The following is a 13119-nucleotide window of genomic DNA, read 5'->3' on the forward strand; positions in this document are numbered from 1 at the left end:
GCCGCCGCGGAAGCGGCGTCGGTGAAGCGGCGCGTGGAGCCGGCACTGGCCAAGGCTCGTCTCTCCCGAGGGGCAAGGGCGCGTCGACGGGGCGCGCGAACCGTTGCGAAGGCGGCTGTCGTAGACCCTGGGCCGCGGATTGACAAGGTTCGGGGCTGGCTGGGCAGGCCGCAAGCTGCGGCCGGGACGCAGGAATTTCGGTCGAAGGCAGCTCCGGGGCGGTTCTGGCGCTCGATCGCAGGCGATAACCACCACGATCGGATCGCTGCGCATTGCCACCAGCGCAACTCTGCCTAGCTTGCCATTCGGGCCTCGCACGGTCCGGCGGGCAAAACAGTCCGCTCACCCAAGAAAAAACATCAGGAAGGAACCCCCACCATGCTGCGGACGCTCACGCGCACCTTCGCGCTGCCCACCCTCGCGCTCCTCGCCGGCACCCTCCCGGGCTATGCCCTCGACGTCGCCAAATCCACCGAGGTCGCGGCGCCCCCGGCCAAGGTCTGGTCGACGATCGGGGATTTCTGCGGGATCGGCCAATGGCATCCGGCGATCGAGAAGTGTGTCCTGTCGCAGGAGGGCGGCAAGTCCCTCCGGACCCTCAGCCTGAAGGGCGGCGGTACCATCGTCGAATCGCAGACGGCCCGTGACGACAAGGCGATGTCCTACACCTACGCCATCGTCTCCGGCCCGTTGCCGGTCAGCGATTACAGCTCCACCCTGTCGGTCATACCGAAGGGCACGGGCTCGACGGTCAAGTGGACCGGCAGCTTCAAGGCGAAGGGCGCTCCGGACACCGTCGCGGTCGATGCCATCTCGGGCATCTACGAGTCCGGCCTGAAGGCGATCGCCGACAAGTCGAAGTAACAGTGCCAAGTAACGGCGCCAAGTAACTACGGCAAGTAATGGCGCCAAATAGCGGCAGGGCGATGCCTTCGCGCCGTCCTGCCGTGTTTTCCGCCTTCGGAGCTTCGCCGGGACGGAGCGGCAGGCCGGATTGACCGGCCCTGCGAGGCAGCGCAGAACCGGCCCGGATCAAGCTGTGCCGTTTGCCGGCACCTTCGTTGTCAGGAGCCGCCGTGTCCCGCGTCAGCCTCATCGTTGTCCTCGTCACCGCCGGCCTCGTCGGGGCCTGCAAGCCGACCGCCTCAACCCCACCGGCCGCGGCCGTCGCCGCCGCTCCCGTGGTCGCCGCGCCTTTTCCACAGGGCAGTGGCTGCGGGCCGGCCATCGCCCGGACTCAGGCGGTGGTCGACAGCGATGTCGCGACCGGCAATCTCAACGCCCCCGTGGGCGAGCGCTTCAGCACCGACCTGCGCAATGCCGCGACGGCCTGCCAGGGTGGACGCGACCGGGAAGCGCTCGGTCTGCTCGCGGCCGCGAAGGCGCGCTACGGCTACCCGTAGGTCCCCGCGAAGGCGTCCTCCAGGTAGGCCTGCACGAAGGGGGGCATGCGGGTGGGATCGAGGTCGTCGCGCCCCCGCACGGTGACAAAGCCGGCGAGTTCCGGCGCCGCCTCGGCCCGGCGATGCGCTTCCATCCGGGCCAGCAGCGCATCGGCCTCCTCCGCGAAGCGGACCGGCCGCAGGAAGGCGCGCTGGCTCTCACCGCTGAGGAGAACCCACGCCTCCGCCGCGTCCGGGGCCAGGGCGATTCCCGTCTCTTCACGAAACTCGCGGGCGGCGCTGCCGGCGAGATCGACCTCTCCGCCCGGGCGGATGTCGTCCCGGTCCGGCGTTCCGCAGGCGAAGTAGATCTGGCCCGCATTGGCGGTGTGCGCCCCCATGATGCCGAGGAGGGCCGCGCCGTCGACGGTCCACGGCACGATGGCCGCGAAGGCGTTGGTCACTGCGGGATCGGGCGATCCGGCCTGCCGGAAGGCCAGGAACTGCGAGTACGCGACCTCGAACAGGTCGATCTCGCAGCGATCCCCCGTGATGCGGCAGGCGCGGGCGAGGAGAACGCGCCCGTCGAACAGGCCGGACCGCTCCGCGCAGCGCCGCGCCCAGGTGGCGGCGATGGTCTCGGCATTGTCGCGGGCCCAGGCCCAGTCATGCGCCACCAGCCGCGCTTCGAGGTGGCGCAGCCGCGTCCAGGTGAAGGACTCAGACAAGCAGGGTTCCCTCGCTGACCAGCACGGCGCTGCCGCTGATCTCCACCGAGCGCAGGGCGCCAGCCTCGATGCAGAGTTGCACCCCGATGGTGCTCGGGCGGCCCATCGCGACGCCCTGGGTCAGGACGATGTCGTGCTCGCCCTCGCCGAGGGGCTCGAACTGCATCATCACCCCCGCGAAGGCCGCCGCCGCCGACCCCGTCGCCGGGTCCTCCGGCACGCCCAGATGAGGCGCAAACATCCGGGCCTGGTAGCGATGGCCGAGCCCCTCCGGGTCGGGCGTGTAGCAATAGAGCGCCGCAGGCGGTCCCAGGGCCGCGAGCGCGCTCGACACCACGCGTGCGCGCCCGAGGGCTTCGCGGCTCGCCAGCGGCACGAACAGGAAGCCCGGTCCGGCCCCGTGGCGGCTCGGGGCATGACGCAGGAAGCCGATCTCAGCGGGCTCCAGGCCGAGCGCGGCGGCGACCGCGTCCGGCTCCGGGCCATCGCCCAGGAACTCGGGCAGGACCGGCATCTTGAACCGGCCGGTGCCGCGTCCCTCCCCCGGCACGATCACGCAGGCCAAGGTCCCGAGCGTGGTTTCGAGCCCGAAGGCCAGCGCGTCGGTCAGGCCGGCCCTTCGGTCGCGGAGCGCCAGCAGCACGGCCGTGCCGAGGGTGGGGTGCCCCGCGAAGGGCAATTCGGTGGCGGGTGTAAAGATGCGCAGGCGGGCCCGGTGGCGCGACGCCTCGGGCGGCAGCACGAACACCGTCTCGGACAGGTTGAACTCGCCCGCGAGGGCCTGCATGGCGGCCGTGTCCAAACCCTCGGCATCCAGCACCACCGCCAAGGGGTTGCCGGCGAGGGCGGTGTCGGTGAACACGTCGAGGGTCACGAAGCGGCGCGTCATGGTGGGGATCTCCGAACGGGGGGCGATACAACCCTGGAGGGTCTTGCCTAGACCGTCTTACCTTAACCGTCCTGGCTCAACCGTCTCGCGTCAACCGTCTTGGCTAGACCGTCTTGGCTAGACCGTCTCCACCGGGAACGTCTCGCTCGGCGTGACGAACTCGTCCTGCGCGGCCACCGTCAGGATCTCGCGCGAGCCGGCCTCGGCCGTCCGCCGAAGCAGTCCATAGACCGACGCCCCCGCCAGCCCGAGGGCCTCGGCCGCCGAGCCGGTGCGGGCATAATGCACCAGGAACAGGGCCGCGATGGCGTCGCCGGCCCCGTTCACGTCGAGATGCAGGCGTGGCGTGCGCAGCCGCCAGAACCGCCCGCCCTCCCCGGCCATCAGGTCAATGGCGTCGGCGGGGGTGTCGTCGGTGATCAGCGACGTGACGAGCACGACCCGGGGGCCGAGGGCCTGTACCGAGGCCACCGCGCGCTTGGCCTGCGCCAGGGTCCCGGTCGGCAGGCCCGAGAGGTGATTCAGCTCGAACTGGTTCGGGGTCACGATGTCGGCGGCGGGAACCGCCTGGTCGCGCATGAATTCCGGGATGCCAGGGCGCACGTAGATGCCCCGATCGGTATCGCCCATCACGGGATCGCAGGCATAGAGCGCCTTCGGGTTGAGCGCCCGCACCGAGGCCACCGCCCGCACGATGGCGGTGCCGATATCGGCCGAGCCCATGTAGCCCGACAGGACGCCGTCGCAGGTGCCGAGCACTCCGCGCTCCGCGATGCCGGCGACGAGATCCTCGATCGCGGGTCCGTCGAACACCCGGCCGCGCCAGGCGCCGTAGCCCGTGTGGTTGGAGAACTGAACCGTGTGGATCGGCCAGACTTCGACACCGAGGCGCTGCATCGGAAACACCGCGGACGCGTTGCCGACATGGCCGAAGGCGACGTGCGACTGAATCGAGAGGATGTTCAAACCGTTTTCTCCCAAAGACGCGCGCCGAAGGATCGGTCGTGCCAGCCCTTACCGCAAGGTCTCCCGCCTTCGCACCCTCCTTCGTGTGACCCCGGCTTGCCCCGGCACAGGGCTTTCGCCACAGCGGCGCAACCGGTCCGGTCCGCATTCGGGGTCAGGGCTCCGACCCGTGCCCGACACACTCAGCCATGATGGATTTCCGGACGACATGGACTTCGAAGCCCTCCGCACCAGCACCCTCGCCTTCGTGGAGGCGAACCAGGGATGGACGCCGCTCATCGTCGGCATCCTCGCCTTCTGCGAATCCCTGGCCTTCCTGTCGCTGCTGGTGCCCGCCACCTTCCTGCTTCTCGGCATCGGGGCGCTGATGGGCTCGGTCGGCATCCCGTTCTGGCCGGTGATGCTGGCCGGCGCCTTCGGCGCAGCCCTGGGCGACTGGGTCTCCTACGAATTCGGGCACTACTACAAGGAGGGCGCCAAGCAGATGTGGCCGATGCGGCGCTACCCCGCGCTCGTCGAGCGCGCCGAGCGCTTCTGCCACAGGTGGGGCGCGGGCGGCATCCTGATCGGGCGCTTCATCGGCCCGGCCCGCGCCGTGGTGCCCCTCATCGCCGGGGTGTTCGGCGTCAAACGCCTGCCGTTCCAGATCGCCAACGTGACCTCGGCCCTGGCCTGGGCCTTCCTGATGCTGGCCCCAGGCGCCGGCCTGCTCGCCAACTTCAAGGGCTGAGCGCCATGCGGTGCTTTCCACCCGAGCGCATCGTCTGCCTGACGGAGGAGACGGTCGAGACCCTGTATCTGCTGGGACAGGAGGACCGCATCGTCGGAGTCTCGGGCTATGCGGTGCGGCCGGCGCGGGTGCGCCGCGAGAAGCCGCGGGTCTCGGCCTTCACCTCGGCCGACCTGCCGAAGATCCTGGCCCTCAGCCCCGATCTCGTGCTCGCCTTCTCCGATCTGCAGGCGGAGATCGTGGCCGACCTGGCCCGGGCCGGCATCGCCGTGCACCTGTTCAACCAGCGCGACCTGCCCGGCTGCCTCGCCATGATCCGCACCGTCGGTGCCCTGGTGGGCGTGCCTGCCGACGCCGACGCCCTGGCCACGCGCCTCGCCGAGCGGATCGACTGCGTCGCCCGGGAAAGCGTCGGCCGGCCGCGGCCGCGCGTGTATTTCGAGGAATGGGACGCGCCGATGATTTCCGGGATCGGCTGGGTCTCGGACCTGATCGCGCAGGCGGGCGGCGACGATGTCTTCGCAGACCTCAGCCGGGAACCGGCGGCCAAGGACCGGATCGTCACCGCGGAGGCGGTGATCGCCGCGCGGCCGGACGTGATCCTCGCCTCCTGGTGCGGCAAGCGCGTGAACCCGGATCGTATCCGCGCCCGCCCCGGTTGGGACGCGATCCCCGCCGTCGCGGCCGGCCGCATCCACGAAATCAAATCGCCGCTGATCCTGCAGCCGGGTCCGGCCGCGCTTACCGACGGATTCGATGCGATCCGGGCGGCCCTGCACGCCTCGGACGTTCTGACCGGCGGGTGATGCTCGGCCGGTGATGCTTGGCGCCGATGCCCGCGCAACGGGGTCGCAGGTGACAAGCCGCGCGGCGGCTGATTTCCTGTGGTCGATCCCGATTCGGGACAAATTCCCGATCCATCAGAGCCGTATGTCAGCAGCCCTCGCGACCGTCCTCCTCCCGCCCGACCGGCGTCAGTCGGCCACCGCGCTCCAGGTCCAACGCGGCGTCCGGCGTCTGTTCGCCGAACTCGGCCACGTCACCATTCCGGAATTTTCCCTGGCGAACGGTCGGCGCGCCGACATCATCGCCCTGTGCCCGGCCGGGCGCCTGACCATCGTGGAGATCAAGTCGAGCGTGGCCGATTTTCGTGCCGATCGGAAATGGCCGGATTACCGCGACTATTGCGACCGCTTCTACTTCGCCATCCCCGAGACGCTCTCCACCACCCTGACGCCGGAGGAGGCCGGCCTCATCGTCGCCGATGCCTTCGGGGCAGCGATCCTGCGCGATCCCGCCGATCATCCCCTGAGCGGTCCCCGGCGCAAAGCCGTGACCCTGCGCTTCGCCCACAACGCGGCGCGCCTGCTGCACGCCCTGGCCGATCCCGGCGCGATCCGCGAAGGCGCCCTCTGAGATCCCGTTCGCCGGATCGCCGGCGATGATGCTCTCCCGCGGATCACTGCCGGTCGGCGCACTGTCGAGACCCGCCATTCCTGGCTTCACGGGTTGCGAGAAGTGCGGGACCTCGTCCTGGCCAGGGCGACGCAGCGCTGCGGCCGAACCGTGCCACCTGCGAGACGCGCGGTTCGGAGTTGTTATGACGCCGCGGACGCACAGGGTGCTAAGCCCCCGCGATCCCTCCAATCGATCGTCCCGTCATGCGCATTCCGTCCCGTCGCCGTCCGAACCTGGGTGACCCCACCATCCTGCGCCGCCTCCAGGCGGCTTCGGGACGCCGCTCGCTGGTGCTTCATCTCGTCATCGTCCTTGTGTTGCTCGCCACCGCGCAGGGCTATGACGGATCGAACCACTCGGCCCATCACTGGGTCGGCCTCAGCATCTACGCGCTGTTCTCCCTCGGCCTCGGTCTCGCCGACTGGCGCGCGAGCCAGAGCGACCGGGCGGGCGAGCGCACGACCGAATGGCTGGCCTGGACGGCAACGCTGCTCAATGCCGGCGTGGCCCTGTTCCTTCTCGTCGAGCACATGCTGGTCGGCGCGGTGGAGACCGAGGAGACTGCCACGGCCGTCAGCCGTCTGCCGGCTTTCCTCCTGCTGCTCCAGACCGGGCTCAGCATGCGGGTGTGGCACACGGCGGCCTTCTCAGGGCTGGTGGGCCTGGGGTGGGGCCTCACCCTCCTGTTCGCCTTCCTGGTCCCCGAGAGCGCGCTGCTCGGCCCGCACGTGACCTTCGAGGAGGAAGTGCCCGGCCTCCTGACCTTCCTGGCCGCCAGCCTCGTGGTGATCGACGGGGTGCGGCGCCTCCAGGCGGCGGTGACCACGGCCCTGCGCATGGAGCGGGAGCGCACCAGCCTCGCGCGCTTCGTGCCCCGCCGGGTCGCGGGCGCCCTCGCCGAGAGCGGCGGCGGGCTCGGCACCGTACAATCCCGCCACGCCTGCCTGTTCGGCCTCGACCTGCGCGGCTTCTCGGCCTTCTCGCGCAACCACGCGCAGGAGGAGGTGGTGCGGGCGCTGCTCGACATGCGCGCCCTGACCCATGTGGCCGTCACCGAGCATGGCGGCATCGTCGACAAGTACGTCGGCGACGGCATCCTGGCCCAGTTCATCGTCGGACGCCCCCAGGCCCAGGCTCAGGCGGCCCTCGCCTGCGGCCGGACCATCCTGGCGCGCCTCGCGCGCCTGAACGTGGAGCGTCGCGACGAGGGCCGTCCCGTCCTGCGCATCACCCTGGCGCTGCATGCCGGCGAGGTCCTGGTCGGCGTCTTCGACGACGGGCACCGGGCCGAATTCACCGTGCTGGGGACGCCGATGAACCGCCTCGCCCGGATCGAGGCGCGGGCCAAGGCCGCAGATCTGTCCGTCGCGGCCTCGGACGACGTGATCCGCCTGCTGAGCCCGACCACCCTGGCGACGCTGCGGCTCTCCGCCATGCCGCCCTCGGATTGTCGCGACACCCGCGACATGCGGCTCTTTGCGGTGTCGTGGGCCGATGACGCGGATGCCCCGGAGACCGAGCCCGCCCTCCCGTCCGTCGCGTGAGGCGGCAGCCAGACAGCCGCCGCCCAGGTTTGCGTCAGGCCGCGTGTCCGGTCGTCATCACCCGGGCGCTCGGAGCGTCGGCGACCGGAAGCGCCGCGCCGTCCGCGAGGCCCACGAAGCGCGACTGCGCGCCGTCATAGGCCAGGACCTCGCCGGTCTCGATCTCGAAGAACCAGCCGTGCAGGCGCAATTCGCCCTTGGCGAGGCCGGCGGCGACGCTCGGATGCGTGCGCAGATGGTTGAGCTGGACCACGACGTTCTCGAGCGCCAGGACCCGCGCATGGGTCTTGGGGTCGAGATCGGCCGGATAGGCCTCGCAGACGATCTTCTGAGCGGCGTGGCTGTGGCGCAGCCAGGCGGCGACGCTCGGCATCGCCTCCAGGGCCTTGGTATCGGCCAAACCCTTCATCGCCCCGCAATCCGAATGGCCGCAGATCACGATGTCCTTCACCCCCAGCGCCACCACGGCGTACTCGATGGCCGAGGAGACACCGCCGTTCACCTGCGAGAACGGAGGCACGATGTTGCCGGCGTTGCGGCACACGAACAGGTCGCCGGGGCCGGCCTGGGTGATGTGCTCGGGCGAGACGCGGGAATCCGCGCAGGCGATGAACAGCGCCTGAGGCTGCTGCCCGTCGCGGACCAGCTGGCGATACATCGCCTCCTGCCCGGGGAAGACGTTGCCGCGAAACTGCGAAATGCCCTGGATGAGCGTGTCCATACCTGTTCCTTCGCTGGTGATGGCCTTGCCCGACGCGCCGAGGCGCCCGGATGCAAGCCGCTGAGATTCAAGCCGCTGAGATTCAAGCCGGTGAGATGCGAGGCGCCGAGAGGCAGGCAGGAGCGGACGATGCGCGCCTGCATCCGTTCGACCCCGCCGCGTTCTCTCGTTGATGCAGGAAGAACAGATTAGGTCGCAACACCGCGACGGAAAGTGCAGAACTGCACAAGTATAGATATTTATTTTAATCCATTCGCCCCATCGCCCGGGTGCGCGGCGGCACGACTTCGGCGATCAGACTGAAATACACTGGGATTAACTGCCCTTCGGCAGCCTGCGCAAAGACCTGGATCTGCCTCACGCGGGGAACGAACCGTGTGTCCCGACAGACGAAACCCTCCGTGGCTTTCCGCGCCAAGGAGGGTTTGATGGTCGATCGGTGCTTGAGGATCCGCGATCGATTTTGGCGATCCCGGCCGGCCCGGTGTCCTCAGCCCGAGAACGAGCCGAAGCCCTCGAAGGCGGTCGGCTTGATCAGGGCGGAATCCGGTGCCGGACGTTCGATCCCGGCCGAATTCGGCGGCGGGGTATCAGCTTGGGCAGGCTTGGGCTCCGGGCCCGTCCGCGTGTCGGGAACGGGTGGCCAGATCGGACGATCCGGCTTCACTGTCTGTGTCATCGATGCACCTCTCGGCATGACGCGAGAACGCCACTTGGAATACGGTATACCAACAACTTTGCAAGGGGATGGTTCGCGGGGCCAACTGGTTTCGGCGCGCGTCCCGAGGCGGGATCAGCCCTCCGCCTTGTCGGGCTGCCCCGTTTTCATGCCGCCCATCGGGTCGGTTTCATCCGGGTCGGACGCGTCCTCGCCGGTCCGACCCTGCGGGGTCAGGCGAGGTCCGTCGATGGCTCCCGCGATCCCCCCGGTCCGCGCGGCCTGCTCGGCGTTTTCGGTTCCGGGCCGCTCCATCGGCTCACCCGGAGCGTCCCGGACCGCGCCGCTGACGGTATCGCGCGGACCGGTGGCGAGCGATTCGGACGATGTCTTGCGTGTGTCGGCCATGGCTGAAGGTCCTCCTGGCTTAAGAACGCTCCGCCAGCCGGACCTGTTCTGGAAGCACCGATAACCGCGTGCCGGTGCTCCCTGGGTGTCAGGTGCCGCAGAAGGTGCGCAGCACCCGCTCGTGCGGCTGGGGCGGCTCGGCATAGGCCGCGAAGGCAGGCTGGTCGTCGTAGGGCTTGGCCAGCACCGTCACGAGTTCGTGGAAGGGGCCGAAATCGTCGCGGGCGATCGCCGCCTCGATGACGGCTTCGACCCGGTGGTTGCGCGGGATGAAGGCGGGATTGACCCGGTTCATCGCGGCGCGGCGCGTTTCGGGGTCCATCGGTTCGGCGGCGAGCCGCTCGCGCCAACGCACCGCCCAGGCGTCGTAGGCCCCGGGATCGTCGAACAGGGTGCGCACGCCGGCGTCACCCTCCGGTCCGAGGGCGGCCTCCCCGAGGCGGCGGAACGTCAGGGTGAAATCCGCGTGGTTCGCGCCCATGATCTCCAGCAGTGCCCGGCCGAGGTCCTTGTCGGCCTCCTCCGCACGAGTCAGGCCGAGCTTGGCCCGCAGGCCGCCGTAATACGCTGCCTCGAAGCGCGGCCCGAAGGCCCCGAGGAGATCCTGCGCCACTGCGACACCGTCCTCCGTCTCGCGGGCGAGCAGGGGCAGCAGGGCCTCGGCCAGACGGGTGAGGTTCCAGTGCAGGATGCCGGGCTGATTGCCGTAGGCGTAGCGGCCGTTCTCGTCGATCGCGCTGAAGACGGCGGACGGGTCGTAGGCGTCGAGGAAGGCGCAGGGGCCGAAATCGATGGTCTCTCCGGAGACCGCGCAATTGTCGGTGTTCATCACCCCGTGGATGAAGCCGACCAGGAGCCAGCGCGCGACGAGATCCGCCTGCCGCTCGACCACCCGCGTGAGCAGAGCCTGATAGGGATTGTCGGCTTGCGCCAGTTCCGGATAGTGCCGGCCGATGACGTGATCGGCGAGATCGCGCACCCCGTCGACATCGCCCCGCATGGCGAAGAACTGGAAGGTGCCGACGCGGATGTGGCTGGTGGCCACCCGGGTCAGGACACCGCCGGGCAGGACCGTCTCGCGCATCACGGAATCGCCGGTGAGCACGGCCGCCAGGGCGCGGGTGCTGGGAATGCCGAGCGCCGCCATGGCCTCGCTGACCACGTATTCCCGCAGCACCGGACCGAGGGCGGCCCGGCCGTCACCCCGCCGCGAGAACGGGGTCGGGCCCGACCCTTTAAGCTGGATATCGCGCCGGATGCCGTCGCGGCCGACCACCTCACCGAGCAGGATGGCCCGGCCGTCGCCGAGCTGCGGCACGCGGTTGCCGAACTGGTGGCCCGCATAGGCCATGGCGAGCGGCTCGGCGCCCTCCGGCACCCTGTTGCCCGCCAGCACCGCGACACCATCCGGGCTGGCGAGCCAATCGGAATCGATACCGAGCAGGGCGGCCAGTTCGGCGTTCACCCGGATGAGCCGGGGCGCGGCGACCGGCGTCGGCGCGACTTCGGCGAAGAAGCGCTCCGGCAGGCGCGCGTAGGTGTTGGCGAAGGGAATGGTGGAGGAGGAAGCGGGTGTCATCGAAGGGGTGATCCCGTGTGGGGCGCGGCGGCCATGTCGATCCCCGAGCTGGGGTCTGGCAGCCCGCAAGGCAAATCCTGCGCGGCGACGTTCATGGGGTATGGCTCCGGTCAGTTGTCCCGACCAGAGGGATCACGGTGCCTTCGGAGAGGCGGCGCCACCCTGATCTCGGCGCTCGGCGTCGAAAATCCCGGCAGCGGGTGTGGTAGCGATGAGCCGATGCGAAGCGCCGATCCGGACCGCAGGAGCCGTTATGCCGGACAACGCGGCCCGTCCACGGCGGGTTCAGCGGCGCCCCGCGCCCTCCGGCGAGACCAGACCCGCCGCCGCAGCATCGAGCGACCGCCGATGACGACGGCGGACAGGGCGAAACCCGCCAGGACATCCGGCAGATAATGTCCGCCGGCCCCCAGGGTCGCCACCATGATCACGGCGTTGAGCAGGATCGCCAGCGGGCCGACGACCGGAACCTGCGCCAGCGCCCAGGCGGTCAGGGCGGCGAGGCAGACATGGAAGGACGGAAAGGTCACGAGGCCCCGGATGTCCCCGAGGGCCAGGGTGTGCAGGGTGCCGGCCCTCAGGTGCTCCAGCGCGTCGAGGTGCCAGAGCGCCCCCATGGTCTCGATCGACCCGTCCGGGTCGGTCGGAAGGCCGTATTGCACGAAGGGACCGGCGGCCGGCACCAGGGCGGCGATCAACACCACGGCGACGAGCAGGACTGTGAACATCCGGACATAGGCCCAGAGCCGGCCGAGGCGGCAGGTGGCGGCGAGCACGATCACCGTCAGCCCCACCTGCGGGCCGCTGGTGTGGTAGGCGAGCGCCAGCCACCAGGCGAGGCGCGGATGCGCCTGCAGGAAGGCGAGATAGGCCGGCCAGTCGAAGCCGAGCGCGACCTCCGTGCGCGCCAGGCGGGCATCGGCGAGCGGCAGGGCCCAGGTGGCGGTGAGGTAGTGCAGCACCGCGATCGGCAGCGTCACGGCGATCAGACAGGCACTTGCGAGGGCCATGGCCCGCAGCTTCGGTTCGGACAGGATCGGCCCGAACAGGAAGGCCAGAGCGAGCAGCGCCCCGACGAGCCCCGCCGCCACGGTGAATCCCTGCGGCGCCACGGCGATCCCGAGCCGGCGCAGCCAGAGCGCGTCGAGAAGCGCGACCGCGCCAGCGAGTCCCCAGAGACCGGGATGCGGCGCCGCCAGGGCCGCGGCGAACCGGTTGATCCGCCCGACCGGCGTCTCGAGACGGGAGCGGACGAAACGGGTCGGGGCCAAGAACACCGGAACGACATCGGCACGCCACCGGCGCGCGCCGCGCACGGGCATCGAGATCGGTGTTGCGTCGCTCACACGGGGTCCTTCGCGGTTCGTCGAAGCCGGAACTCGGCTTTGCACCGGTTTGTTGCCCGGCATCGTTCCTTTTCCCGTGCCGATCCTCTCGACCCCGAGCCGTGGCCCCACCGATGGTCCGCCCGTGACCCGCATCGCCTTCCTGGATTTCGAGGCTTCGTCGCTGGCCAGGACCAGCTATCCGATCGAGGTCGCCTGGGTCTTCGCGGACGGGCCTTCGGAGAGCTACCTGATCCGCCCGGCCCCAGGCTGGACCGATTGGTCCCCGGAGGCGGAGCGGGTCCACGGCCTGGAGCGCGCGCGCCTGATCCGGGAGGGCGTGGCTCACGACTGGGTGGCACTGCACATGCTGACCACTTTGCGCGACGTCGCCCTCTATGCCTCGGCGCCGTCCTGGGACGGCCAATGGCTGAGCCGGCTCCTGCGCGCGTCCGGCCTGCCCCGGCACGCCCTCCGGCTCAGGGCGACCCGGGAGGCGCAGCGCAGCGCCATCCTGGACGTACTGGCCCATGGCGGCATCCCGCTCCCGTCGCGCGACGGCATCGCGGGCAAGCTGCTCGCGGACCTGCGCCGGGACGCGCAGGCCGACCCCGCCCCGGACCATCGCGCCCTGTCGGATGCGCGTCGCGAGTGCCGGCGCTGGGAACGGGCGCGGTCCCTGGCCGAGGCCACGATCCGCGCGGCTGAGCCGGGTTTTGCCGACTGAGCCG

Annotated in this window: 15 protein-coding genes; 7 read left to right on the top strand and 8 right to left on the bottom strand. The window is 70.2% G+C overall.

Features of this window, described 5'->3' with window-relative positions:
• Positions 1 to 378: 378 nt before the first annotated feature.
• On the top strand, positions 379 to 864 hold the full coding sequence (locus J7U37_RS03235; RefSeq protein WP_247634799.1) for an SRPBCC family protein: 486 nt from the start codon (positions 379 to 381) through the stop codon (positions 862 to 864).
• 212 nt (positions 865 to 1076) lie between these two features.
• Complete coding sequence (locus J7U37_RS03240; RefSeq protein WP_247634800.1) at positions 1077 to 1403, top strand: hypothetical protein; 327 nt, start codon at positions 1077 to 1079, stop codon at positions 1401 to 1403.
• On the opposite strand, the gene J7U37_RS03245 is transcribed toward J7U37_RS03240, so the two are convergent.
• From J7U37_RS03245 to pdxY, 3 genes are all read right to left on the bottom strand, one after another.
• On the bottom strand, positions 1394 to 2110 hold the full coding sequence (locus J7U37_RS03245) for an NUDIX hydrolase (protein WP_247634801.1): 717 nt from the start codon (positions 2108 to 2110) through the stop codon (positions 1394 to 1396). The genes J7U37_RS03240 and J7U37_RS03245 overlap by 10 nt on opposite strands.
• Complete coding sequence (locus J7U37_RS03250) at positions 2103 to 2999, bottom strand: PhzF family phenazine biosynthesis protein (protein WP_056484824.1); 897 nt, start codon at positions 2997 to 2999, stop codon at positions 2103 to 2105. The genes J7U37_RS03245 and J7U37_RS03250 overlap by 8 nt, the downstream gene beginning before the upstream one ends.
• A gap of 117 nt (positions 3000 to 3116) precedes the next feature.
• A complete protein-coding gene (pdxY, locus tag J7U37_RS03255) occupies positions 3117 to 3965 on the bottom strand; it encodes a pyridoxal kinase PdxY (RefSeq protein ID WP_056185769.1) in 849 nt (282 codons plus the stop codon).
• 208 nt (positions 3966 to 4173) lie between these two features.
• Between pdxY and J7U37_RS03260 the strand changes: the two genes are divergently transcribed.
• The 4 genes from J7U37_RS03260 to J7U37_RS03275 all read left to right on the top strand — a co-directional run bounded on the left by J7U37_RS03260 (position 4174) and on the right by J7U37_RS03275 (position 7697).
• Complete coding sequence (locus tag J7U37_RS03260) at positions 4174 to 4695, top strand: DedA family protein (RefSeq protein ID WP_247634802.1); 522 nt, start codon at positions 4174 to 4176, stop codon at positions 4693 to 4695.
• Between the two features lie 5 nt (positions 4696 to 4700).
• Positions 4701 to 5501 carry a cobalamin-binding protein gene (locus J7U37_RS03265; protein WP_247634803.1) on the top strand — a complete coding sequence of 267 codons (801 nt, stop codon included), beginning with the start codon at positions 4701 to 4703 and terminating at the stop codon, positions 5499 to 5501.
• A gap of 124 nt (positions 5502 to 5625) precedes the next feature.
• Positions 5626 to 6111 carry an MmcB family DNA repair protein gene (locus J7U37_RS03270; RefSeq protein ID WP_056185847.1) on the top strand — a complete coding sequence of 162 codons (486 nt, stop codon included), beginning with the start codon at positions 5626 to 5628 and terminating at the stop codon, positions 6109 to 6111.
• Between the two features lie 245 nt (positions 6112 to 6356).
• Complete coding sequence (locus J7U37_RS03275; RefSeq protein ID WP_082504019.1) at positions 6357 to 7697, top strand: adenylate/guanylate cyclase domain-containing protein; 1341 nt, start codon at positions 6357 to 6359, stop codon at positions 7695 to 7697.
• Positions 7698 to 7731: 34 nt separating this feature from the next.
• Here the strand turns inward: J7U37_RS03275 and J7U37_RS03280 are convergent, their stop codons facing one another.
• From J7U37_RS03280 to J7U37_RS03300, 5 genes are all read right to left on the bottom strand, one after another.
• On the bottom strand, positions 7732 to 8418 hold the full coding sequence (locus tag J7U37_RS03280; protein WP_056484831.1) for a carbonic anhydrase: 687 nt from the start codon (positions 8416 to 8418) through the stop codon (positions 7732 to 7734).
• 490 nt (positions 8419 to 8908) lie between these two features.
• Positions 8909 to 9097: a hypothetical protein gene (locus tag J7U37_RS03285; RefSeq protein WP_056484833.1), complete on the bottom strand. Its 189-nt coding sequence runs from the start codon at positions 9095 to 9097 to the stop codon at positions 8909 to 8911.
• A 114-nt stretch (positions 9098 to 9211) separates the two neighbouring features.
• The gene (locus J7U37_RS03290; protein ID WP_247634854.1) at positions 9212 to 9484 is read right to left on the bottom strand and encodes a hypothetical protein; all 273 of its coding nucleotides are present in this window, start codon (positions 9482 to 9484) and stop codon (positions 9212 to 9214) included.
• Positions 9485 to 9572: 88 nt separating this feature from the next.
• Positions 9573 to 11063: a protein adenylyltransferase SelO gene (locus J7U37_RS03295; protein ID WP_247634804.1), complete on the bottom strand. Its 1491-nt coding sequence runs from the start codon at positions 11061 to 11063 to the stop codon at positions 9573 to 9575.
• A 251-nt stretch (positions 11064 to 11314) separates the two neighbouring features.
• Entirely contained in the window at positions 11315 to 12409 is a 1095-nt protein-coding gene (locus J7U37_RS03300) for a phosphatase PAP2 family protein (protein WP_247634805.1), read from the bottom strand.
• A gap of 124 nt (positions 12410 to 12533) precedes the next feature.
• Here J7U37_RS03300 and J7U37_RS03305 point away from each other — a divergent pair, with 124 nt between their 5' ends.
• Positions 12534 to 13115, top strand: a complete 582-nt coding sequence (locus tag J7U37_RS03305; protein ID WP_247634806.1) for a transcriptional regulator — start codon at positions 12534 to 12536, stop codon at positions 13113 to 13115.
• Positions 13116 to 13119 lie beyond the last annotated feature (4 nt).

This window comes from Methylobacterium sp. 37f (assembly GCF_023093475.1).
Taxonomy (GTDB): Bacteria; Pseudomonadota; Alphaproteobacteria; order Rhizobiales; family Beijerinckiaceae; genus Methylobacterium.

What these genes read in the sequence shown, in the direction of transcription:
- J7U37_RS03260 (WP_247634802.1), top strand. Translation starts at nt 4,174, where the DNA reads ATGGACTTCGAAGCCCTCCGCACCAGCACCCTCGCCTTCGTGGAGGCG.
- J7U37_RS03235 (WP_247634799.1), top strand. Translation starts at nt 379, where the DNA reads ATGCTGCGGACGCTCACGCGCACCTTCGCGCTGCCCACCCTCGCGCTC.
- J7U37_RS03270 (WP_056185847.1), top strand. Translation starts at nt 5,626, where the DNA reads ATGTCAGCAGCCCTCGCGACCGTCCTCCTCCCGCCCGACCGGCGTCAG.
- J7U37_RS03285 (WP_056484833.1), bottom strand. Translation starts at nt 9,097, where the DNA reads ATGACACAGACAGTGAAGCCGGATCGTCCGATCTGGCCACCCGTTCCC.
- J7U37_RS03250 (WP_056484824.1), bottom strand. Translation starts at nt 2,999, where the DNA reads ATGACGCGCCGCTTCGTGACCCTCGACGTGTTCACCGACACCGCCCTC.
- J7U37_RS03265 (WP_247634803.1), top strand. Translation starts at nt 4,701, where the DNA reads ATGCGGTGCTTTCCACCCGAGCGCATCGTCTGCCTGACGGAGGAGACG.
- J7U37_RS03295 (WP_247634804.1), bottom strand. Translation starts at nt 11,063, where the DNA reads ATGACACCCGCTTCCTCCTCCACCATTCCCTTCGCCAACACCTACGCG.
- J7U37_RS03280 (WP_056484831.1), bottom strand. Translation starts at nt 8,418, where the DNA reads ATGGACACGCTCATCCAGGGCATTTCGCAGTTTCGCGGCAACGTCTTC.
- J7U37_RS03290 (WP_247634854.1), bottom strand. Translation starts at nt 9,484, where the DNA reads ATGGCCGACACACGCAAGACATCGTCCGAATCGCTCGCCACCGGTCCG.
- J7U37_RS03275 (WP_082504019.1), top strand. Translation starts at nt 6,357, where the DNA reads ATGCGCATTCCGTCCCGTCGCCGTCCGAACCTGGGTGACCCCACCATC.